A 23,065-nucleotide genomic window follows, 5' to 3' on the forward strand; every position below is an offset into this window, starting at 1 on the left:
TCCTTCCTTTCTCATGGCTCATTGTCATTCTGAACTGATGAATTGGGTTTCCGGCATACCTTTGAGGTCACTTATGAATTGCTGCATTGCTGAGTTAAGGTATCGACTGGACTTATAGATGACACCAACAGGGTGACTGACCTCCAGCTCACTTAAGGGTATCATTCGCAATGTACCTTGACGCAACTCATGCGCAACAGATTGTTTGGAGATGACAGCTGCCCCGAGATCAATCTCGACCATCCGTTTCACTTCTTCGCTGCTCGACAACTCCATTACAATATTAGGTTCAATATTATGTTTCTTGAAGATCGTTTCCGTAAACCTTCGTCCTACTGTATCAGGGGACAGCAGAATCAATGGTGTACTCCGGAGCACATCGACTGCAGCATGTTTTTTCTTTGCCAGCGGATGGGAAGGAGATACCACGAGTTCAAATGTGTCATAGTACAGCACAGATGTATTCAGGTTGGGATTACGCTCCGTGAGATAACCGATACCAATATCAACCAGACCATTTTCGACCTGGGTATAGATCTGTGATGAAGGAAGGGATTGGATACTGGTTTTGATCAGCGGGAATTGATCTTGGAAATAGGATAACACCCTTGGCAAGATCTGAATAGCAATGGAAGTTGTTGTGCCTAATACGATACGTCCCTGAGGCGTTTCATCAAGATCGGACAATTTTTTGTTTTAACTCATCAACGATGTCGAGCATCCGTTCAGCGTGCTCCAGGAATACCTGTCCACGGTCTGTCAGGGTAACGGGTTGGTTCCGATCCACAAGAACGGTGCTGAATTCGTCCTCCAGACTTTTGATCTGGGCCGAAACGGCAGGCTGGGTCAGGTTCAGAAGTTCTCCCGCTTTGCGAAAGCTCATCGTTTTGGAAATGGTAATTAGTGTCTCCAGTTGGCTTATGTTCATAGGTGACCTCCTTGCAGGCAAAATATCTTGATTATGTAGTGTTTGGTGTATGTAATCCCGTAACTGGTTATTGTTCCGTTATCTTAAATTATAGGTGATTCAGGACAGCAGAGCAATGAAGGTAATTATCAGGATCAAAAGTAGTTCAAGAGACTGTGAAAAAAACGCGAATACAAGAATTTGATTTTTTTTACAGTTGTGAGAAAGCAGTAATAAAGTCCTAAATGCCCTTTGCCACGCACAACGAACGAAAAGCTTTCTTCAGAAGAAGTGAAAAGCGCTGTTTATTCGCTAGAATCAGCTATAAACATTTGCCCCACGGATGACGATAAATTATAGTACACATGGTTTAACGAATTCTTAATGAATTCTTGTACGTGATAAAGTATAATAAATTTAATGAATATGGGACTTTTGGTGTGTGACCAATAACCCAGTGCGAGGGGGACATAGACAGTGAAAGCGGAAGTGATTAATCCTTTCCTGGAATCGGCACGGAACGTATTTGAACAGCTCATCCAGGTTTCGCCTTCCACCGGGAGTCTTGGCGTGAAAAATGTAGAGTACATTGCAGACCATGTCTGGATCGTGATCGGAATGACCGGACAACTTAGCGGAAACATTGTATTTGGAATCAATGAACAAGTTGCATTGAAAATTGTATCTGCGATGATGGGTGGTTTTGTCATTACAGAAATGGATGAAATGAGCAAAAGTGCGATTTCGGAACTGGGTAATATGATCAGTGGTAATGCCAGCACTATCTTGTCAAACCAGGGTGTTGTTGTCGATATTACACCTCCACAAGTAATGAAGTCCGAACATCTGACTACATTTAGTGCAACGAAAGCACTGAGCATTCCTTTGCTGATGGACGGCATTGGTGAGATGGATATTCAGGTCATGATCTCGTAGAATAGAACCATACGCCTCAAAAGGCAATATGTGTTCAATACGGGAGGACATCACGGATGCTGAAAGATCAGGTAGTGTTTATCACAGGTGCATCGAGTGGTATCGGTGCGCTGTGTGCGCAGATGCTGATAGAAGAAGGAGCCATCCCAATTCTGGCTGCCCGTTCACGGGACAAGCTGGAAGAGATTGGTGCCTCGCTGAAAGGGCCGCATGAATTACTCACGCTTGATGTTACGGATAGTGAGCAAGTTCAGGCAGCTGTGGATGCGATATTGCATAAATACGGACGAATCGACATTTTGCTGAACAATGCAGGTTACGGGAAATTTGCAGCGATGACAGAGATGTCTGTACAGGAATTCGATGAGATGATGGACGTTAACTACATGGGCATTGTCCGCTGCACCAAAGCAGTGCTTCCACAAATGCTGGAACGTGGCAAAGGTCAGATTGTGAACGTGGCCTCCATGGCTGGCAAAATCGGTACGGCCAAATCCGCTTCCTATACAGCTACGAAACACGCTGTACTCGGATTTAGTAATGCGCTGCGTCAAGAGCTTCGCAAAACTGGCGTCATGGTGACAACGATTAATCCAGGTCCGATTGATACACCATTTTTTCACCGAGCTGACCCTTCTGGCAATTATGTGAATAATGTACGCTGGATGATGTTAAAACCGGAAGACGTTGCGGGTCATATGATTCGGGCGATGAAAAAGCGCAAGGAAGAAGTGAACCTGCCAAGACTTGCTTCTGCTGGCATATGGCTGTACCAGCTATTTCCGCGTCTTGCAGATCGATTGTCGCACGGTGTAATGAATCAGAAGTAAATGTGATACGAGGCATCATATACGGAATGAAAGAAAGGCTCCGCCGAGGGGCTTTTCTTTTTTTTGGCGTGTATACATACAATTCTGGAATAAGATTTGGTACACGGGCTTTTTTCGCATATAATGAAAGGTAATGTGATGACAGGCTTCGGTAATATACAAGCAACTTATATGTTCAACTAAACTTTTACACAATAACGGAGAGGACAGAAATAACCTGAAGAAGCGAAGCTAAAAGCTTTCTGAAAGAAAGCTGCATCGGAAGCATATGCTTCGTGTTTATCCCCGGATTTTTCCTTTTGAAAAAAAGGCATCAAAAAAATCTGGGGATAACAGTGATCGGAAGGTTGTTCTGTCCTCGTAGTGTCAGTGTAAATATTCATTAGTTGAACTTATATAACATCAAAATGAATAAATTAAAAGGATGGACATACATGACGAATCAAACATTTGCTTCAATTGGCGTGGAACAGGATCTGGAGGCCGTTTTGGCGAAACATGGCATTAACGAACCTTCACCTGTACAGGCTCAGACGATCCCGGTTATTTTGGAAGGCCGAGATGTCGTATCCAAATCCCAGACGGGAACAGGAAAAACGCTGGCATATCTGTTGCCACTGTTACAATCCATCAAAATGGATATCAAAGGCACGCAGAAACTCATTATTGCACCTACGCAAGAACTGGCGATGCAAATTGTACGTGAAGCGCAGCGTTATGCGGAAGAACGTAAGATTGGCGTATTGGGTCTGATTGGTGGCGCAGCGGCTAAACGTCAGATCGAGAAGTTGCGTGAGCATCCACAATTGGTTGTGGGTACACCGGGACGACTGAAGGAATTGATTACACTCAAAAAACTGAAAATGCACAACGTCTCTACGATTGTTATCGATGAAGCGGATCAGGTATTTCAGCTTGGCGGTGTAAGTGACGTGAACTTTGTACTTAAGAGCGCATTGCGGGACCGTCAGCTGATCTTCCTGTCAGCAACCATTGATGAGCATACAGCTGGACTTGCAAAGCGTGAGATGAAAGAGCCTGTTCAGATCGGAATTGAACCGGATCGAGCTACGGCTGCGGGCCTTGAGCATTATTATTTTGTAGAAGAAAACCGTAACAAAATTGACATGCTGCGTCGTCTGGTCAGACAGTACAATCCGGATCGGGCAATCGTATTTGTGAATGCAACCGAAGATATTGGTGAAGTTGAAGCAAAAATGAATCATCTGGGCTTGTCCGCTGCTGCGCTGTATGGGGATGCTGACAAAGTGACCCGCAGTAACGTATTGTCTGCCTTCCGTAATGGCAAACTCCAGTTGCTGATTGCCAGCGAAGTCGCTGCCAGAGGTTTGGATATCGAAGGATTGCCAATGGTCATTAACTATGACCCTGCCTTTGACTCGGAGCACTATGTTCACCGTGCAGGTCGTACAGGCCGGATGGGACGCTCGGGTATCGTTTTGTCCATTGTGGATGAAACACAGATCTTTATTATGCGTAAATTCGCACGCGAACTCGGAATCGAACTGTCAGAACGTGTACTCTTTGGCGGTAAAGTACTGGAGGCTGATCCGCGTCCGGACACACGGCCTGAGGGACATTCGTTCTCCAGAAAACCAGGACAATCCAGAGATCGCAAACCAGGTCAGGGCAATCGTAATGGGGGAACCCGAGCTACAATCTCCAATTCGCGTCCAGCAGGTAGCAAACCAACGGGCAATACAGGCCGCACGGAGCGCGACCAGGATCGTAAAAACAAGGGAGCACCCAAGTGGAGTAAAGATAAAACGCCACGCTCCGAAGAATAGAATCTGACGAAAGGGGTGCAGGGATAGATGGAAAACGTTCAATCGCCTGTTCTGCAAATCAGCGGGTTAAGCGGAGGTTATAGTGCCAAACGGCCAGTCCTTCACGGCATCGATCTGGAAGTTGGACGTGGAGAGATGGTCGGACTAATCGGCTTAAACGGTGCTGGCAAAAGTACAACCATGAAACATATCCTCGGCTTGATGACACCTCAACAGGGCGAAGTACGAGTGATGGGCAAGAAGCGGGACGAGGATGCGCAGATCTACCAATCGGCCATGGCATTTGTGCCGGAATCACCCGAACTGTATGATGAGATGACGGTGATGGAGCATCTGGAGTTTACGGCAAGAGCGTACAATGTGTCGGAGGCTGACTTCAAGCAACGTACGGAGAAACTGCTGGAACTGTTCCGTATGAATGAGAAAAGTACAAGTCTGTCGACTCACCTGTCCAAGGGGATGAGGCAAAAGGTCATGATCATGTGTGCTTTTGTGGCAGGACCACCATTGTACATCATTGATGAGCCTTTCCTGGGGCTGGACCCGCTGGGTATTCGCTCTTTGCTTGATTTTATGCTGGAGATGAAAGCTTCGGGATCATCCATCCTGCTCAGTTCACACATTCTGTCCACGATTGAAAATTACTGTGACCGTTTTATCGTTCTGCACCGTGGGCAGGTTATTGCTCAAGGGACGCTGAATGAATTGCGCTCCCAATTCGGGGAATCGGATGCCACGCTGGAGCACATGTTCTATTCCCTCGTACAAGGCAGGGATTGAGCATGGATCTCAAGCTGCTATGGAAGCAAAGACGCACAGGATTCTGGAACGGAATTCTTCCTTATCTGGGTTATGTGATCCAGAGCGGTGTAGCTATGGTCTTTTTATTTCTCGTCATTGCGTTCTCCGCCTGGTATACATCGTTTGTCCAGAACATTCCGGCGGAATTTCCGATTCGCTGGATTGCATTGCTGCTGCTGGCACCACTAGTGCTGTTTAGCAGTTATCGTACATATCTGCTTCCGGCAGATATCGTGTTCCTGCGACCACAGGAATACCGGATGCAGGAATATTTGAAGAACAGCTTTGCCCGGGGCATCATCTATAAAATTCTGGGCTTGCTGCTTGTGTTTGTTACACTGTGGCCGCTTTATGTCAGAGCAGATCTGGATGCACGGCCATTTGGCTGGTTCATCGTATTCCTGCTGCTGTGGAAAGGGTTGTCCAGTTATGGAGCATGGCAAGAGCTAAGAATGGTTCAGGTTGGGGCAGCAAGAGGATATCGTCTCTTGCGATGGGCTCTGGCAGTGCTGGCGGTTGGCGCCTGGTTATGGCAACCACCGCAGCGCAGCGTCTGGTTCCTGCTGTTGCTGGCTGTGGTCTACATCGTCGCCCTGCGTATACCGGTGAAACATCGGGTAGCGTGGGAACGACTGATTCAGGTAGAGCAGGGTCAGGCTGGCAGGGTTATGCGGACGCTCGGCTGGTTTGTGGATGTACCTTCATCCGGACAGAAAGTGAGTTCGCGTCGCTGGCTTAGCAAATGGGGGAGCGGTCTTCCCTGGAATGCAGGGAAAGCTTACCGATATCTGATTACCAAAACGTTTATTCGAACCGAAGTGTTCTCAATCGTGTTACGCCTAGTTGTACTGGGCATGTTACTGTCCTGGTGGACAGCAGGCAGCTACTTTGGTGTAGGTGTGTATCTGTTCTTCCTGTTGCTTGCAGGTGTACAGCTTGGTGCACTGCGTCGCAGTCATAGTGAATCGTTCTGGATTATGATCTATCCGATCTCGGGAGAAAGTCGTCGTTCTCAGGTGTTAGGATTCATATTCCATCTGCATGCACTGGCTGCATTGCTCATGTGGTTGCCTATGCTGGCTGCCGGAGCAAGTGGATTGACTGTCACCGGAGTAGCGCTTATTTTGGGTATACTGGTGATTGTGATCATGCGGCGTTCGCAAGGCAACAAATGGTTGAAGGAAGAAGAAGACGAGTAAACGATCGGACACCTGATCAACTCGGATTATTACATTGGGTTCATCAGTGAGAGGTACAAAAGATAACAAAAGAAGGGTATGCCGGGCTGTATCCCGGTATACCCTTCTTTGTGCTGTGATGGAATCATGCAATCAGATCACTTGGTTCTCGCGCAAGTGTGTATTGGGTACTAACAGAGGAATGATTTAGTGATAATCACGAGCAAGATGAACAGAACGAGAATAGCACCTGTGTTAGTAAATCCTCCGTAACCGCCGCATCCATAACCGCCTCTTGTATCTTCAACTCCAGACATGGTCATTCCCCTTTCAAGTGGTTGTTTGGCACGCCCTTGCGTACATCGTATATTATGTGCCGTTGGGGTAGGCTGATTGGGCCGATGCCCGGTAAAGCCAGAAATTAAAGCTTTTGGGCAGATAAAACACAAAAGAACCCTTCGTATATCCAGAGACATGAAACGTCGCCGTTATACAAAGGGTTCTTATATCATTCAGGGTACAGGTCTGTGTTAACTAAGTCGTCCGCAGATCCTGAACTCCACGATAGATGGTTTCATACAGATCTTCCAATCCGGATTCTTCAATACAGGAGAAAGCGATTCGAAGATCCGATTCACCCAGCGCGATTGTACCCACACCATATTTGTGCAGCAAATGGCTTCGAAGTTCTTCAGCGCCAACTTCTTTCAGCTTCAGGCACATGAAGTAACCGGAGTTGAACGGATAATAGTCCCATGCATCTCCATACTTGCCGCTATCGAGAATGGCTTTTACCTTATTGGCGCGGCCTTTCATAATCTCGAACTTCTCCTGTTTCTGTGCTTCAAACTCCGGTGCTTTGAGCGCATCCAGTACAAAAGTCTGGGAAGGATGCGGGCCACTGGAGATCGTTGCCCGGATAATACCGAGAGTTTTTTGTTCCAATGCATGCAGAACGGCTGCATCTTCATGGGCATACGTAATGAATCCAACGCGGAAGCCCCATACGAACTCCTCCTTGGTTGCACCATCCACTTTTACAGTCAACACACGTGGATGAATGTTGGCAAGTTTGCCAAACAGGGATTCATGAATGGAATCTTCGAAGAACAGTCCGAAGTACGCATCATCTGTTACAGCAACCACGTTAACGCCCGCTTCAGCTGCCTGACGAATCGTGTTCACAATTGCATCTGCTTCTTCGGCTCCAGGCGTATAACCTGTAGGGTTATTCGGGAAGTTGAGCAGTACGATCGCTTTACCTTTGTCCTTTTGATCAAGCAAAGCCTGAAGCAGACCCTCACTGTTGAAGTTCAACTGATCATCGAACAGGGGATAATGAACCAACTGGCCATGACGACGAATTCCGAAGGTCAGCTCGTAATTTTCCCAGTTTTTATCCGGATATATGACAGCGTCCCCTTCATCGGCGAACAGGTCGGCTACGATACTTAGTCCATGGGTTAATGCATTGGTTACAATTGGATTACCAAACGTTTTGCCTTTCAGGGAAGGCGTTTCCTTCAGCATCTTGTCTCTCCAGACGGTCCGCAATTCAGGTTTGCCTGCAGGTGGAGCGTAAGGATACAGATCCTTTGGCTGGAATGCAGACAGCTTCTCCTGAATAACCTGAAGATGCATCGGCACACCACCCTCCAGGGCGATACCAATCGTGGCATTATGGGTCTTGGCCAAGCTTGCTGCTTCAGCAGATTGACTCAAAATCCCCTCTTTAGGAAAATAAATTTCTTTGCCAAGCTGTGACAGCATGGAGTAGACGTGACTGCTGCCTGTCTGAATACTTTCGTTCAACTGTTCAGCCAGTGGATTCATTCTTTTCATCCTTCCAAGTCTTTGTGATTCAACTGCCTAACATTATATCACCTTGACATGCCCCCGTCACGGAAATTACGCAATATGACAGTTATATCGCTTTACCGCGTTGTTGCAGAAGGTTTTTAGGTGGGCTATCGTTGAATTCAACCTTGGAGTAATCCTCAGAAAATGAAACTTATTGCTGATGAAATGGACAGTATTTCCGCATCATTTCAGCAGTTTCGGTATCTCTTCCTTCATTGCGCTGTTCTAACTGACCACTAATATGATCGAATCTTTCATTGGAAAGGTTTTGTCCGAATTTAAATTTGGCACTGATCTTTTCTGGGATAATTCGGACTACGGCTACAGCTTTGAGGTTTCCTGTGTAACGCGGGTCAGTAGCGTCAATGGGTACATATCCGCCTTGTGGCTGGAGTTTCTCCATGAATCGTTGCAGTACCTTACCTTTGATGTCCAGATCTTTAACCGGTTCAGCCTCACCGAAGGCCATAACACTTTTGAAGAAAGAAGTCGCCGGACAAGCAAGCTCAGGATCACTGAAATAAGATGGAATCAGGGAGAACTCTTCAGCCACCGTGAAACTGACCGACGAATCCTGTTTGATCTGTTTCATCTTCTCGCCAGCCAGACTGCCGTGAAAATAAAAGCAACCGTCCATATATACAAAATTCAGCGGTGTAACCCGTGGTTGTCCGTCCGGGCTGACCGTTCCCAGAAACCCGAAGGAGCACTGATCCAGAAATGTGGTAATTTCCTGTTCTTCATCTACTGTGAATTCTTTCCGTCTCATGTGTATTCCCCCATCATTGAATGTATAATAGAACGCCATATCTTATGGATAACAATAGTTCATACATTGACAATGAAATAGATCCAATTTACATTCACTTTAGTAGGCCAATTAGTAGGGGATCACAGATGAAGACAAATGAAGAGAGGTGCATGATGGAATTGTGGCTGCCGATGGATACCTATGAACTTCAGCATCGATACAAGTATGAGGCATTGTACCATGCGTTACGTGATGCCATTCATGCAGGTACATTGGTGGGAGGCACGCGGCTTCCTTCCACCCGTGAGTTGGCAAAGCAATATGAGATGTCACGTGGTTCGGTAGCTCAGGTATACGACATGCTACTTGCGGATGGTTATGTCCATGCACATCGGGGAAGAGGTACATTTGTCACCGAAACATTATCCACTCAGGAAAATGAAAAACAGGAAGCCGTTCTCAAGCTGTCTCCCTGGGGCGAACGAGTACAGAGGTTGAATACGCAACATGAAGTCCTGCGGACTCAGATGTCTTCACCGAAGCCGTCCGTCATTAATTTTCAAATGCAGCGCATGCCTGCGGAACATTTCCCGTTAGGGGAGTGGAGGAGTGCACTCGCTGCGGTTCATCGCAGTGGTTGGCGAGAATCCAGCGGTGTAGCCGGTGATCCGGAGCTGCGTGAGGCAATCGCCTCCCATCTCAGATGGACACGTGGAATCCAGGCTGAACCCTCTCAGATTGTATTATTCAGTGGTTCAATGCAAGGCATCACCCTGCTATCTCAATTGCTGATTACGGAGAATACAGCAGTTGTATTGGAGAATCCGGGTTATCCGGGCATTGCCCATGCCGTCAAGTCCTGTGGTGGGCATATCATCCCGGCAGAGGTGGATGCCGCAGGCATTATTCCTCAGCCTTGGGAGGCACAGACGTTATTTGTTACCCCTACCCGGCAATTTCCAACAGGGGCCGTGCTGGGATTGGACAGAAGACGTGCCTTGCTTGCGTGGGCCTCAAAGCGGAATGCAGTCATCATTGAAGATGATTATGACAGTGAATTCCGATGGGGCGGAAGACCAATTGAACCCCTCAAAGTGCTTGATCGTGAACAGCGCGTCATCTATGTTGGTTCATTCTCACAAACGATGGTTGCTTCGTTCCGACTGGGCTATGCCGTACTGCCACCTGGTCTGGTAGAACCTCTCCTTGCCGCCAAGGCGCTGTATGAACCGGTACCTCCCGCACTGCTGGAGCAGCGCGCACTGGCGAAGTTTATGACCAGAGGAGGTTACCTGAGGCACTTACGACGGTTAACCCGGTTATACGGGGAACGGCATGATTTTTTTGTCCGAGAGATGGAACTACAGTTGCCGGAAGCATTCACGATGCAGCTTGGTGATGCAGGACTGCATATCTACGCTACCTGGAATGGCGATGTGGACAGTTATCAGCGATTTAAAAAGCTTGCTCAGGAGGATGGCATATTGTTCCGTGATGCAGAGCGATATCGGTTGACTTCAGGTCATCCGGCGGCCTGTTTTGCTTTTGCACATCTGGAGAAAGAAGAGATAACAGAGGGAATCCGGCGAATGCGGCTAGCCTGGGAGAAGTGCACATTTTCGTTTCGGTGAGTTCCGCTGTATAATGGGATAAGACATTTCGCTCCTGTAGGAGCAGAGATCATATATGAGCAAGTTGTATTTAATGATGCAAGATACTGAAATACATATGGCCTGGATTGAAGAAGTGAGATTCAGATCAGAAGGATGCCATATGCAGAGAGATTAACTATCAAGGGGGAGTGGCGACATGCTGCAGGCATCGCCGTCATCATTTGTTATTTTGCCCGCTGTCGCCAAAATTGTCTGTGAACCGGGCTGGAAGTGGCAGAAACGGGAAAAACCGATGCAAAACTATGATTTATTTTATGTATGGAGTGGTGAAGGAACGCTTGTACTAAATGACCAGTCATATGAAGTTGGCAAGGGTAGTTGTTTTTTGTTCAGGCCAGGCGATCATCCTACTGCAACACATAATAAGCAAAAACCGTTGGTACTTACGTATATTCACTTTGATGTGGACGTGCCTGTTGCTGATGTTCCCCAGTCCTATCGCGAGGTACAGGAAACGGTGGAGTTTGAGCACTTGCTGGCACGTTATGTAAGACTGTTCTTATCGGATGTGTACGGACGTGATGAAGAGAGCCGATTGATTCTGAAGCAATTAATGATTCATTTGCTGCGCGCCGATACGGAAGAACCTGTGGAGAAAAAGGTAAGCAACCAGTTGTCCGATGTGATCCAGGAGGTCGCCAATTATGTGCGTCAGCATCCGGGGATTACGCATAGGGTGGAAGATCTGGCTGCGCGGGCTGGCTTATCGCCCCGGTACTTCTCGATCAAGTTCAAGGAACTGGTGGGATCATCGGTGCAATCTTATATTATCCGCATGCGTATTGAACGGGCGGAACATCTGCTGGTGCATACCGGCATGAATGTGACCGAAGTGGCGGATGCTCTGGGTTACCGGGATATTTTCTTCTTCAGTCGTCAGTTCAAGCAATATACCGGCAAAAGCCCGTCCGAGATTCGTTAAAATTCTGATGAGAAAAACAGGACACCGTTTCAAGTCTGGAACGCAAGGGTAATGATCTAGCATTCCAGATGACCAAAAGGGGGAACTTGTGATGAACGGAAAACGTCGGGTCCGCAACCGGGGATGCTCTACGAAGGGATGCAATATTTTCCGGAACCGTCTGCGTCGCTTCAAACCGGCAGAGGACTTGCAAGATGTGTGGTTTTGAGGAGAACTCAGCAGACCAATAACGACGGAGCGAAGCTTCGTATTGCATGTATACATGGATGAATATGAATGCATAAAGAGGATGGCGCAATACCTGGTTACAGGTGCTGCGCCATCCTCTTTATTTGCGTATGGACTCATTAGTTCTTCGGTTTCAAACGACCAAGCAATGCGCCCATTTTGACCGAATCGCCTGGCTGTAAGCCCGGGTTTGGTTCGAATGTGCCGCTCTGCGTCAGCAGAACAACGGTGGAACCGAATTCAAAATAGGCCAGATCATCGCCCTGTGCCCAGGTACTTGTGTCCGTATCAGCATATTGTATGCTACTCACGTTCATCGCACCTACTTTGACAACCGCCACTTCACCGTAATCATGTGCGATATACGTAATGAGCCGTTCGTTTCGACTAAGCACGGATCTCATATGGGTCAGGCCAAAGTCATTCACGGGATAAACTTTGCCCTTGATGTGTTCGCTCTCTATTTTGCGGCCGTTGACAGGTGCATGAATGCGGTGATAGTCGCGAGGGCTGAGATAGAGGACGAACCCGTACCCGTGCTTGTACTTCTCCAGATGGGGAGAATGGTTTAATAATTCAGCAAGTGTATAATTTTGTCCCTTAACATTCAGGAGTGTCCCTGCAGATATTGGACCGGCTGCCGTAATCTTGGCATCTACCGGGCTGATCAGTGCATGCTCTGAAAGTTCCAACGGGCGCATGCCCGGCTTTAATTTGCGGGTAAAGAAATCGTTCAGTGAACGGTATTCCTTCCAGTCTTTCTCGGCCTCCTGAACAGGGATGTCGTAGGTCCGGACAAAATAAGGGATAAATGCCTTACTTCCCCGGCTTTTGGAGAAGGCTCCCACAGTCCGGGAGATCCATTTGCGCGAAGAAAGCTCGGTCATTAATCGCAACAGCGTTTTTGCCATGAATATCCCCCTTAGGGTTAATGCGAACTTCAAGGCCGGCAAGACCGGCCGTTCTGCATAATATTGACACAGAATGCACACGAAATCAATATAGTCTCCTATCGTATGTCTGCGGTTGTCTCGGAATCCTCGAATTCTGTTCCAGCAGCAGACGCCCATAAGCCATCGGTTTGCTGTACGTTGCCTTCCAGTGTTCCGACATTCCCGCCTTGCGAAAACCGTAACGCTGATCCCGTCCATTGCATTCAATAAAATAGATCTGGCCGCTGCGCGTTATCCCGAGATCAAGACCCAGATCAGCCAGATGTGGCAGACTGGCTGCCAGGTTCTGGGCAATTCGAAGTGCAACGAGTCCGATTCTGTATTCCAGTCGAGCCAGGTCGAAGCCAGATTCTCCTAATCCAAGGGCCTCTGCGAGCTTCATGACTTTACCGCCCTGGGCGATATTGCTGACAAACGTATGGGCAGGAGCCGCTTTGGCAAACATGCCTGTTATTCCCCAAAGACCATCGCCCCCACGTTGTACAGATACCCGCAAATCTACTGGCCTGCCCTCATAACGTACCAGTGGGATACGCTCTTCAATGAGGTAGGCATGGCGAAAGATCCGCCTTAGGGTGGCGGAAGGAAGCTGTCCTTTGCTCAATCGGAAGGTAGCCCACCCTTTGCGTGCAGCCTTCGTCTCACAGGTTAGTTTCCACTGTCCATCTCGCTCAAAGACTCGCATAATACCATGACCGATGCTACCGCTGCATGGTTTGATGACGAGGTCATCATATTGTTCCATCATATAGGCCAGAGACTCTGGCGTAGCTTTAACTGCATGGGGCAAGTGTTCTCGCAAGGCGAGGTCCTGATGAAGCATGTCATGAATGTGATCTTTACGGTACCGGTTGCGAACGTTGAATACCTGGATACCCTGCAACATCAGCTTGGTAATCTGATGCTGTTCCGTCCGGCGAAGCTGGAGTGAGCGGTTATGAATGACGGAGGGCAGTGGCATGCGCTCGCGAACATATCTGCCTTCTTTTTTTACATAGGCAAGACATGTTTTTTGATCCGAATCAATATCTTCCAGCCTTAAAAAGCAGGGGGTTAATCCATAACTGGCCGCTGCCTGTTCATAATTCGCGAGTGATTCCTGACCGGTCCTTCCGGCCGGTATCCCCCGGTACATGCGTGAATCGAACATAATGCCGATCGTTTCTTGGAGCATGACCGTTCCTCCTTCGATGTTATCGCGACCATGGATCGTCCATTCATGGAATGCCGGCCTGTCACCGCATGGCTCAGACATCGCGATAACGCAGACCGGTGTATATATGCATAGCCATGCACTAGTGCTAGCTCAGCGCGTTTTCAGACATGACCTAGACATAATATCCTATGATATGACTGGGACGGGGGCGTGGACAGCCGCCTTTCCTCTGCTGCCCTGACACGCCTATTTCCACGAAGATCATCGAACCTTCCTGTCTTGACGCCTGTACATTCGTGCTCTGGAATCCGCAAAAGTCATAAATGAAGTGGCAGATGCCCATATGGAAGCATATGATGCCGGAGACGAACGTTAGAGGAAGGAGCAAGCTGCATGAGTAAAAATGGCAAAAAGAAGGTTCCGACGCCGAAACTGCGGCATGTGAGCCCGAAATTTAAGGAATTGGAACTGACTGATCGCCGGGCAGACAAGATGAACTCAGGTTTCACTGTGAATAGGGAAGAACGCTTGAATACGAATAAAAGGGATTCGAGAGCTGTTCAGGAGTCGGAAGAATTCCTATTTGAATCAACGGAGCTACCTGCTTCAACAAACGAGCTGGAAGAGCTAGAGATCGAAGCCAAAATCAAGCCGGAACCCGTAGAGTCTGACAGCAAGGAAGTTGAGACACAAGATAGCTCGGAAAAGCAGATTCAGGTTAGCAGCTTGGCTCCGCTTGCTCTGGAAGAAGAGCAGGACATCAACAAACAGGAGATAACAAGCAAGGACCGGCTGCAGAGCCTGACCCAAAACCAGATGCCGGGTCATACTGGACACTACATCTACACGGACGACTTGAGTGAATTTGCTGTTACGGAGAGCAAGTTGGCTCCTTTCTCTGTGGATGCTTCCAAGCTGAAACCGGATGCGGTCGGCAGTGAAGCATTGCAGGATTATGCGGTGACCAGCATTCACATTGCCGACGGGGCCATTGTTTCGGCGAAACTTGCGGAAGCGTCTGTATCTGAGGAGCACCTGATTGATGGCTCTGTGTCTGGTCATAAAATACGAAATGCTTCTATTGCCGGTGAGAAAATCAGAGATGGCAGTATTACTTCTCAGAAGCTTGGCAACCAGGTCATCGATTCGGCCAAAATTGCCGACGGTTCCATTGGCACAAGACATCTCAGCCGCATGCTGGTAACGGAAGAATTAATCAAGAATCATGCCGTAACTGGAGACAAGATTGCAATTAGCGGGGTGGACACAAGACATCTCACGGGAGGAGCTGTGAATACCTCCAAACTGGCTGACGATGCAGTGACTACATCCAAAATTCGGGAAGCTGCAGTCACAGGCAGCAAAATCGAAGAACTATCCATCGAGTCTCACCACATTCAGGCAGGTGCTGTTAAACAGACACATCTGGCAGAAGGGTCTGTCGGTCGTTCACAACTATTAAGTGGCAGTATTGGAAGTGACCAGATAGAGGATGGATCCATACAAACAAGACATTTAGCAGAGGGTTCACTAACTGGAAGACATCTTCTGGACGGTTCAATCGGATCAATTCAGATTCGTGCTCATTCTGTTGGCAAGGAGCAGATTGGCAATGGAGAAGTGGGCAGTGAGCATTTGACGGAAGGTGCAGTAACCAGCAGCAAACTGGCAGACCAGTCTGTGGGAACAGCAAAATTGCTGGAGCAGTCCATTACGGCATCCAAGATCTCTGATCAGAGCGTCATTTCTTCCAAAATTGCGGATGAAGCCGTACAAGGTAAACATCTTGCCAAGGGTTCCATTCGTGCGGAACACATTGCGAATCGGGGAATCACACCGGTACATGTGGACAATTCCGCAATTCACTCCATTCACATTGCAAGTGGAAGCATCGAGGCAACTCATCTATCTGCCGGAAGTGTGTCCGGAGATGCTCTCGCAGACGACGTGGTGTGTGAGCGGCATCTTGCAGAGTCGGCCGTGGGTACGTATGAATTGCAGGATGCTGCCGTTACAGACGTTAAACTCGCGGATGGAAGTGTGACAACAGAAAAGCTTGGAACGGCATCGGTGAGTAGCAGAGCACTTGCCCCGGGAAGTGTTATATCCTCGCATCTTGCGAGTGGTGGAGTCACAGGTACACATCTGGCTCCAGGCAGCGTGGGTTCCGAGGCCCTGAGACCTTATGCAGTGAAATCGGAACACCTGACAGAACATGCCGTAGGTGTACCTCATCTTCAGCCGGGCAGTGTTGAAACGGATGCGATTGCTCGGGCCGCGGTCACAACTGACAAATTGGCTCTTGATAGTGTAACTTCAGCCCAGCTGGCTGGTGGGTCCATTTTTCCGCCTCATCTAACAGATCATGCGGTTACCTCCCCCAAGCTCTCACCAGAAAGTGTTGCCACAGATAAACTGGCGGATTTTGCTGTCACGTCAGCTAAACTGGCAGACGGTAGCGTGACTTCTTCCAAGATTATGGCAGAGAGTATTAACGCCAAACATATTCCAGCAGGAACCATTCGTGGGTATCACCTGAAGCAGCATTCCGTTTCACTGGAACATTTGTCGGAAGAAATACGCTCACCGGAATTATTTGCTGATGGCAGTATTACCGGCAACAAACTTCAGCATGGCTCCATAAGTGCGGACCATTTGACAGCAGACTCGGTATCCGGGATAGAACTACAACAGGCTGCTGTAGGTAGCGAGCATTTGCAGCCATCCGTTGTACAATCCGTCCATCTGGCTGAAGGCAGCGTGAAATCTGACCATTTGGGAACTCAAGTAGTGAGCTCACAGCATCTGAAGGCAGACATCATTCATGAGGAGCATATTGCTGAACAGGTGGTCACATCACATCACTTGGCACCTGGATCTGTTGAGACAGACCATCTGGCACCTTTATCCATTACAGCGGCTCACCTTCAGCCAGGTTTGATCAGTGGTTTGCATCTTCAGGCAGAGTCGACAAGTGCTGTTCACCTGCAGCAAGGAGCTGTGCATTCCCGTCATATTCAAGATGGTGAAATTCTTCCCCATCATATCCATGAACGGAGCATCGGAACATCTCATCTGGAAGAAGAAGCGGTAAGTACGATTATTTTGCAGGATGAATCTGTAACACGCTCCAAACTAGCAACGGGTAGTGTGGATGGCAGCAAATTAGCCGCAGGAACCGTATCGGCTACTCACATTGCCAATGAAAGTGTGCAAACCCGTCATATCCAAGAAGGAGCAATCCTTGCTGAGCATATTCAAGAGTGCAGTATTGGCTCAGTTCATCTGGATGAGGAGTCTGTAAGTGCGGTTCATTTGCAAAATGGATCTGTAACAAGTGCCAAACTGGCGGATGGCAGTATAAACGGCAGCAAATTGCTTGAAGGAACCGTATCGGGGATTCATATTGCGTCTCAAAGTGTGCAAACCGGGCATATTCAGGCAGGGGCCATTCATGCTGACCATATTCAGGAGCGGAGCATCGGCACAACCCATCTGGAGGAGGAAGCAGTAAGTGCGATTCACCTGCAAAATGGGTCTGTCATCAGTGCCAAACTGGCCGACGGCAGTGTAACCGGCAGTAAGTTGATCGAAGATGCGGTGTCGGGAATCCATATCGCTTCTGAAAGTGTGCAATCCCGCCATATCCAGGCAGGAGTAATCCTTGCTGACCATATTCAGGAGCACAGCATTGGCATGCTTCACTTGGAACAGGAAGCAGTAAGTGCCATTCATCTGCAAAATGGATCTGTAACAAGTACCAAGTTGGCCGACGGCAGTGTAACCGGCAGCAAGTTGCTTGAAGGAGCAGTATCAGATATCCACATTGCAGACGATAGTGTGCAATCCCGTCATATTCAAGCGGGAACAATCCTTGCTGATCATATTCAAGAGCGGAGCATCGGCACAGCGCATTTGGAAGAGGAGTCGGTAAGTGCCATTCATTTGCAAAATGGATCTGTAACGAGTGCCAAACTGGCGGATGGCAGTATAACTGGCAGCAAGTTACTCGAAGGTACGGTATCCGGGATTCATATCGCATCGGAAAGTGTGCAATCCGGGCATATTCAGGCAGGAGCCATTCAAGCTGATCATATTCAGGAGCGAAGCATCGGCACAGCCCATCTGGAAGAGGAAGCAGTAAGTGCGGTTCATCTGCAAAATGGGTCCGTAACGAGTGCCAAATTGGCTGACGGTAGCATTAGCGGCAGTAAATTGCTCGAAGATACTGTATTGGGGAGCCATATCGCATCGGAAAGTGTGCAAACTCGCCATATCCAGACAGGAGCGATCCTTGCTGATCATATTCAGGAGCATAGCATTGGTACGTCCCATCTGGAGGAGGAAGCAATAAGTGCGGTTCATCTGCAAAATGAATCCGTAACGGGTGCTAAACTGGCCGATGGCAGTGTGAGCAGTAGTAAACTGCTTGAAAATGCGGTGTCGGATGTCCATATTGCCAATGGAAGTGTGCAATCCCGTCATATCCAAGAGAGAGCCATACATGCTGACCATATTCAAGAGCGAAGTATTGGAATCTCCCACCTCAAAGCGGAATCGGTAAGTTCGATTCATCTGCACAATGGTTCCATAACAAGTGCCAAAATGGCTGACGGCAGTGTAAACGGTAATAAATTGCTTGAAGGTGCGGTATCGGCTATCCACATAGCAGACAAAAGTGTGCAGTCTCGTCATATTCAGGATGGAACGATTCTTGCTGACCATATTCAAGAACGCAGTATTCGCACAACCCATCTGGAAGAGGAAGCAGTAAGCGGGGTTCATCTGCAAAATGGGTCTGTCACCAGTGCCAAATTGGCCGATGGCAGCGTGAACGGCAGCAAACTGAGTGAGCAGAGTATTACGTCTAATCATTTGAATGCGGGGATTGTAGGTCCGGCGCATTTGAGCGAAGAGATATGGAATGCGATTCGTCAGTTCAGTGGAGAAACACTGGAGCAACTGGCAGCTATCAAAAGACAAGAAGGATTGCTTCAACCAGAAAATGAGGTTGTACAGCAATCACAGCAGGCAATCGTCGAGGCATTACCGAGTGCTGGTCTGGAGCAACAACAAGAGCTGATATCCCAAACAAATCAGCTTGGCGAACCACCGGCAGCTTTGTTCACAACAGAGCAGGCAGATCAGGCTCAGCAACCACAGCTTGAACGGTCACAGGAGATCGCTGGAACTACGGAGTTTATGTTAAGTGAACAATCGATTACACAGGAGCATCTGTGTGATGATGCCGTGGGCAGCAGCCAGTTGCAATCGGGTGCAGTTCAAGCCAAACATCTGGCCTTCCAGCCCGTTCGCAGCGTAAGCAAACAACCGGTTGTACAACAATTCGGGATGGAAGCTTTTGTACTGCCAGAGAGTGAAGTATGCACAGAGGTAACCGTTGTTTTTGAAGAATCATTTGCTTCAGAACATTATGTGATTGTGGGCATGAGCAATGATCGGGGATTCCAGATTTCCCTGCTCTCGCAGAGTGAGGATGAAGCGGTTCTTGAAGTGTCACGTACAGCAGATTGCAAGCATACCTACGGGTTGTTGTCATGGATTGCTGCGGGACCTTCACAAGGATAGTACAGGATTGTATCAGTAATACACAAATGACAAAAGCGGTGTCCAGAGTTGTCCGGGACACCGCTTTTGATTGATATAAGCTTAATCCGTTCGGACGGTGAGGGGTGTCTGAACGTTTTGTTACCACTATGATGAGTACATTATAAGTTCAACCACAATAAAATAAGATTTTACAGGCCTACAGCTTGATACGCTTTGGTAATAGCAGTAGCTTCAGCGGAAGTTGCTCCGTACAGATCTTTGGCTGCTTGAATGGTAGCTGTTTTGGCAGCGGCAAATTTGGACGTTGGTGTCAGGTAGTTCACCAGTGTGCTGTAGAAAATCTGGATCGCTTTATCCCGACCGATTCCGGTAACAGTCACACCATTATGTGTTCCGCCTTGAGCAGCAAGGAAATAGGCTTTATTGATGATACCACTGTTGATATGGACACCGCCGTTGTCCTGTGAGCCTGTGTAGCGATCGCTGTATTTGTCAGGTTGACCATACAATGTAGGGTTGGAGAGGGAGCGCAGCGCATCTCCTGGAGTGTTAGGTGTGTAGATATCATCACCGAGCAGCCAGTTTTTGCTTTGGATCGTATTACCAAAAATATCGGCAAAGGCTTCATTGAGTGCACCTGGTTCATTGCGATATTCCAGATTGGCTGTATATTCAATAACACCATGCGTCAATTCATGGCCCACAACATCCAGATCACCAGACAGGGATCGGAACGTCGTTCCATCTCCGTCACCAAAGACAATCTGTGCCCCGTTCCAGAAGGCGTTATTGTAATTGGAGCCGTAGTGCACGGTTGATCTGATCAACAATCCGTTACCATTAATCCCATTACGGTTGAATTTGTTTTTGTAGAAATCATACGTAGCAGCCGCATGAGCGTGAGCATCTACACCTGCACGATCGGTCCATACATTATCCGAATCCGTGAGCAAGCTACCAGGCAGTGAGGAGCCATTGTTCGCCGTGTACGTTTGGATGCCATTGCCGCGAGTGGTGTCTTTCAGTTGGAAGGTACTGCCGGATTGAGTGGTTGTCAGGGTTTTGGTATCACCGAGTACACCTGTACCTGTTCCAGTGGCAAAGTTAATGAGGTCAAACTGGGATACGATACTGCCATCCACTGCGTTAATGAAATATTTGGTCCGTAGAGGGGCAGGTTCCAGTACGTTTACTTCCGTAATGTAAACCAGATACGTCTGACCATCTTCTTCATGATGGTAGATGTTCAATTCAGCTTGAGGTGTGATTTCCGCGGCACCAAGCTCTCCAATCCGGGAGGTTGCTTCTTCGGTTGCAATACGTATCGCGTCTTCTCCGCTGATCTCGGCTACACCATCATTCGGAATGGCCTGCTCTTCAATCGGTGGAAGATCGCCAAGTGCGGAGCTCACGGCTCCGGTTTTGTCCAGGTGGACCGTCTGTTCTGCACCATAAACCGGGATACCTTTAATATACTGTTTCAGGCGGAAGTGTCTTACGCCAGATGTATCTGTGTTTCTTTTGACAATTTTGAGCTGGGATTTCACATCGGAATTCAGAAATTGTTCCTGCTGTCCAAGATAATTAAAGATAGTGTCATCTGTTCCACTGTTCAATGGAATACCCTCCTCAGAGGCATAAGGGGCCTGAAGTGGAATGGATTGATCAGACACTGGAGCTGCAGTAGCAGAGGATACGGAAGCGAGCAAAAGAGCTCCTCCAAGAATTGTTGGCATAACTTTGGCGAATTTCATAGTAAACTCTCCCATTCTTAAACTTATTTTTTTGGTTGGAAAATGTTCATGCCAGTCTCGGTTGGAATTCCGTCTGCAACTTGGGCAGCGCGGAGCGTGGGGCTAAACCTGAAGCGTGGAATGAGACAAGAAACGATTGGAACAAAATCGGCTTGGCCTTAGCTCGGGAAGTGTTAAGCACGACACCAAACAAAAAGGATAACCGTTTATTCAGTTCAACCCGAAGGTTTAATCGTCTATTGTGTTCCTCTTTCAGAAAGCCGGGGGTTGTCCAATTGCGCAGGTAGAAGATACGTTCACGGAAAACTGGGGTGTTCAATCCGGGTTTGCGTAAATGACAAAGGCAGTGTGTTCTGAACGGCATCACTCCTCTCAAGAGTAAAATGTATCTGCTTAACAGGTTCTGTGAATGAGGTCATAATCTAATCAACCTAAGGTCAATAAATTGATTTAAAAAATATATGGGAACTTATGTTCACCACAAGGTTATTTTTGTAAATAAAACTGCTTGGAACGTATATTATCACAATGTAAAACTTTGGAAAAGATACAAATTTAGATTTTTGTTAAAATTGTGTCTGAAGTAGGGGAGAGGTAGCGTTTTTCACATATTTTGACGTATTTTGTCTAAAAGCAAGGCCTGTACCCTCGTGTTCACAGGGAGAACCTGCTTAGTGCAAGGACAAACGCCGTTTCCACTGCTCCACGAATACATAGAATAACGTGTACTCCCTTGGCATGCCGATGATCGAATGCGGGAGGTGAAACTGTTGCGCAAAACCCGTACCACAGCACGTTATGCAACCCGATCCAATGTGACACGAAGAAAAACAGTGCTGAAGAAACGAAGATGGAAGTCTGGACACAAAAAGGGTACAAAGGCCTATGCGTTCGTTATTTCATCCAAACAGCTGATGTCACAGGCTAAGGATGGAGTAGAGAATGGCGCGGAAAATGGCATGAGTGATGCTCCTTCACACAGGGATGTTTCTCAGCGACCGATGCTCTCGGTCATTATCCCTGCTATGAATGAGGAGAAAAGGATTGGTGCAGTTGTACGTGAAGCGCTGCGGATATGCCGTGATGCTGAAGTGCTTGTCGTTGTGAATGGTTCAACAGACGGTACGGCTAAAACAGCCAAACGGGCTGGAGCACGAGTGCTCACGTATGCAGAAGCGCTGGGGCATGATGGAGGACGAAAAGTAGGCGCAGCGGAGGCGCGTGGTCAGGTATTGTTATTTACTGATGCAGATATCGCAATTCCCGCAGAGCATCTTGCACCTTACGTGAAGGCTGTACTGAAGGGAACGGATGTGGCGCTTAACGACTACCATGGGCCTGTCACTCATCATCCCGTTCATCCGGTAGTGGAGGCCAAACACATGTTGAACAGCATACTCGCAAGATCCGATCTCCGGGGGGCATCCATGACAGCTATTCCACATGCAATAAGCCGAAAAGGACTTGAGGTCATGGGAATATCCTCGCTGGAAGTTCCGCCACTCGCACAAGCCAAGGCAGTGATCGGCGGACTTCGGGTACGCGCTGTTCATCACGTACCTGTGGGTAGAATGAATGCAGTACGAATCAAGAAGCGAAGCGGACCTGATCCGCTAAGTCAAGTGGTACTGAATGATCATATGGCAGCGATCAAGTGGATTACGGATACGCTCGGTCCCCGCGGAGGTTATACCGATCTGAAACGTGTTCGCAACCTGGCGAGGTAAGCATGTCGCA

15 protein-coding genes and 1 pseudogene are annotated in these 23,065 nt (G+C 48.1%); 9 read left to right on the forward strand and 7 right to left on the reverse strand.

Annotated elements, in window-relative coordinates:
- Nucleotides 1-24: 24 nt before the first annotated feature.
- Nucleotides 25-928: pseudogene (locus tag QF041_RS26345) on the reverse strand (LysR family transcriptional regulator).
- A gap of 456 nt (nt 929-1,384) precedes the next feature.
- On the opposite strand from QF041_RS26345, the gene QF041_RS26350 reads away from it, so the two are divergent.
- The 5 genes from QF041_RS26350 (at nt 1,385) to QF041_RS26370 (ending at nt 6,481) form a co-directional block, all read left to right on the forward strand.
- A complete protein-coding gene (locus QF041_RS26350) occupies nt 1,385-1,843 on the forward strand; it encodes a chemotaxis protein CheX (RefSeq protein ID WP_036605799.1) in 459 nt (152 codons plus the stop codon).
- A 56-nt stretch (nt 1,844-1,899) separates the two neighbouring features.
- Nucleotides 1,900-2,673: an SDR family NAD(P)-dependent oxidoreductase gene (locus tag QF041_RS26355; protein ID WP_047841269.1), complete on the forward strand. Its 774-nt coding sequence runs from the start codon at nt 1,900-1,902 to the stop codon at nt 2,671-2,673.
- A gap of 434 nt (nt 2,674-3,107) precedes the next feature.
- On the forward strand, nt 3,108-4,481 hold the full coding sequence (locus QF041_RS26360; protein ID WP_047841268.1) for a DEAD/DEAH box helicase: 1,374 nt from the start codon (nt 3,108-3,110) through the stop codon (nt 4,479-4,481).
- 27 nt (nt 4,482-4,508) lie between these two features.
- Complete coding sequence (locus tag QF041_RS26365; RefSeq protein ID WP_036605802.1) at nt 4,509-5,261, forward strand: ABC transporter ATP-binding protein; 753 nt, start codon at nt 4,509-4,511, stop codon at nt 5,259-5,261.
- 2 nt (nt 5,262-5,263) lie between these two features.
- A complete protein-coding gene (locus QF041_RS26370; RefSeq protein WP_307416218.1) occupies nt 5,264-6,481 on the forward strand; it encodes an ABC transporter permease in 1,218 nt (405 codons plus the stop codon).
- A 170-nt stretch (nt 6,482-6,651) separates the two neighbouring features.
- Here QF041_RS26370 and QF041_RS26375 read toward each other — a convergent pair whose 3' ends face one another.
- The 3 genes from QF041_RS26375 to QF041_RS26385 all read right to left on the reverse strand — a co-directional run bounded on the left by QF041_RS26375 (nt 6,652) and on the right by QF041_RS26385 (nt 9,089).
- Nucleotides 6,652-6,777 (reverse strand): YjcZ family sporulation protein, encoded by a 126-nt coding sequence (locus QF041_RS26375; RefSeq protein WP_206759599.1) that lies wholly within the window; start codon nt 6,775-6,777, stop codon nt 6,652-6,654.
- Between the two features lie 217 nt (nt 6,778-6,994).
- Nucleotides 6,995-8,293: an aminotransferase class I/II-fold pyridoxal phosphate-dependent enzyme gene (locus tag QF041_RS26380; RefSeq protein ID WP_307416221.1), complete on the reverse strand. Its 1,299-nt coding sequence runs from the start codon at nt 8,291-8,293 to the stop codon at nt 6,995-6,997.
- 178 nt (nt 8,294-8,471) lie between these two features.
- Nucleotides 8,472-9,089, reverse strand: coding sequence for a pyridoxamine 5'-phosphate oxidase family protein (locus QF041_RS26385; protein WP_307416223.1), 618 nt, complete (start codon nt 9,087-9,089; stop codon nt 8,472-8,474).
- Between the two features lie 155 nt (nt 9,090-9,244).
- Between QF041_RS26385 and pdxR the strand changes: the two genes are divergently transcribed.
- The gene (gene pdxR / locus QF041_RS26390) at nt 9,245-10,702 is read left to right on the forward strand and encodes a MocR-like pyridoxine biosynthesis transcription factor PdxR (RefSeq protein ID WP_307417058.1); all 1,458 of its coding nucleotides are present in this window, start codon (nt 9,245-9,247) and stop codon (nt 10,700-10,702) included.
- Nucleotides 10,703-10,880: 178 nt separating this feature from the next.
- On the forward strand, nt 10,881-11,666 hold the full coding sequence (locus QF041_RS26395) for an AraC family transcriptional regulator (protein WP_036605807.1): 786 nt from the start codon (nt 10,881-10,883) through the stop codon (nt 11,664-11,666).
- A 347-nt stretch (nt 11,667-12,013) separates the two neighbouring features.
- Here the strand turns inward: QF041_RS26395 and asd are convergent, their stop codons facing one another.
- Both asd and QF041_RS26405 read right to left on the reverse strand, forming a co-directional pair.
- Nucleotides 12,014-12,805 carry an archaetidylserine decarboxylase gene (gene asd, locus QF041_RS26400; RefSeq protein WP_307416224.1) on the reverse strand — a complete coding sequence of 264 codons (792 nt, stop codon included), beginning with the start codon at nt 12,803-12,805 and terminating at the stop codon, nt 12,014-12,016.
- 85 nt (nt 12,806-12,890) lie between these two features.
- The gene (locus tag QF041_RS26405) at nt 12,891-14,021 is read right to left on the reverse strand and encodes a YheC/YheD family endospore coat-associated protein (protein ID WP_091020862.1); all 1,131 of its coding nucleotides are present in this window, start codon (nt 14,019-14,021) and stop codon (nt 12,891-12,893) included.
- Nucleotides 14,022-14,396: 375 nt separating this feature from the next.
- Here QF041_RS26405 and QF041_RS26410 point away from each other — a divergent pair, with 375 nt between their 5' ends.
- Nucleotides 14,397-19,592 carry a WIAG-tail domain gene (locus QF041_RS26410; protein ID WP_307416226.1) on the forward strand — a complete coding sequence of 1,732 codons (5,196 nt, stop codon included), beginning with the start codon at nt 14,397-14,399 and terminating at the stop codon, nt 19,590-19,592.
- 170 nt (nt 19,593-19,762) lie between these two features.
- On the opposite strand, the gene QF041_RS26415 is transcribed toward QF041_RS26410, so the two are convergent.
- Nucleotides 19,763-21,328 (reverse strand): M4 family metallopeptidase, encoded by a 1,566-nt coding sequence (locus QF041_RS26415; RefSeq protein WP_221820987.1) that lies wholly within the window; start codon nt 21,326-21,328, stop codon nt 19,763-19,765.
- 761 nt (nt 21,329-22,089) lie between these two features.
- Here QF041_RS26415 and QF041_RS26420 point away from each other — a divergent pair.
- Nucleotides 22,090-23,055, forward strand: a complete 966-nt coding sequence (locus QF041_RS26420; RefSeq protein WP_307417059.1) for a glycosyltransferase family 2 protein — start codon at nt 22,090-22,092, stop codon at nt 23,053-23,055.
- Nucleotides 23,056-23,065 lie beyond the last annotated feature (10 nt).

The organism is Paenibacillus sp. W2I17, from assembly GCF_030815985.1.
Lineage (GTDB): Bacteria > Bacillota > Bacilli > Paenibacillales > Paenibacillaceae > Paenibacillus.

Bases quoted from the DNA above. Each gene is read 5' to 3' on its own strand.
- QF041_RS26375 (WP_206759599.1), bottom strand. From the start codon at position 6,777: ATGTCTGGAGTTGAAGATACAAGAGGCGGTTATGGATGCGGCGGTTAC.
- QF041_RS26385 (WP_307416223.1), bottom strand. From the start codon at position 9,089: ATGAGACGGAAAGAATTCACAGTAGATGAAGAACAGGAAATTACCACA.
- QF041_RS26380 (WP_307416221.1), bottom strand. From the start codon at position 8,293: ATGAATCCACTGGCTGAACAGTTGAACGAAAGTATTCAGACAGGCAGC.
- QF041_RS26360 (WP_047841268.1), top strand. From the start codon at position 3,108: ATGACGAATCAAACATTTGCTTCAATTGGCGTGGAACAGGATCTGGAG.
- QF041_RS26405 (WP_091020862.1), bottom strand. From the start codon at position 14,021: ATGCTCCAAGAAACGATCGGCATTATGTTCGATTCACGCATGTACCGG.
- QF041_RS26410 (WP_307416226.1), top strand. From the start codon at position 14,397: ATGAGTAAAAATGGCAAAAAGAAGGTTCCGACGCCGAAACTGCGGCAT.
- QF041_RS26355 (WP_047841269.1), top strand. From the start codon at position 1,900: ATGCTGAAAGATCAGGTAGTGTTTATCACAGGTGCATCGAGTGGTATC.
- QF041_RS26365 (WP_036605802.1), top strand. From the start codon at position 4,509: ATGGAAAACGTTCAATCGCCTGTTCTGCAAATCAGCGGGTTAAGCGGA.
- QF041_RS26415 (WP_221820987.1), bottom strand. From the start codon at position 21,328: ATGAAATTCGCCAAAGTTATGCCAACAATTCTTGGAGGAGCTCTTTTG.
- pdxR (WP_307417058.1), top strand. From the start codon at position 9,245: ATGGAATTGTGGCTGCCGATGGATACCTATGAACTTCAGCATCGATAC.
- QF041_RS26370 (WP_307416218.1), top strand. From the start codon at position 5,264: ATGGATCTCAAGCTGCTATGGAAGCAAAGACGCACAGGATTCTGGAAC.
- asd (WP_307416224.1), bottom strand. From the start codon at position 12,805: ATGGCAAAAACGCTGTTGCGATTAATGACCGAGCTTTCTTCGCGCAAA.
- QF041_RS26395 (WP_036605807.1), top strand. From the start codon at position 10,881: ATGCTGCAGGCATCGCCGTCATCATTTGTTATTTTGCCCGCTGTCGCC.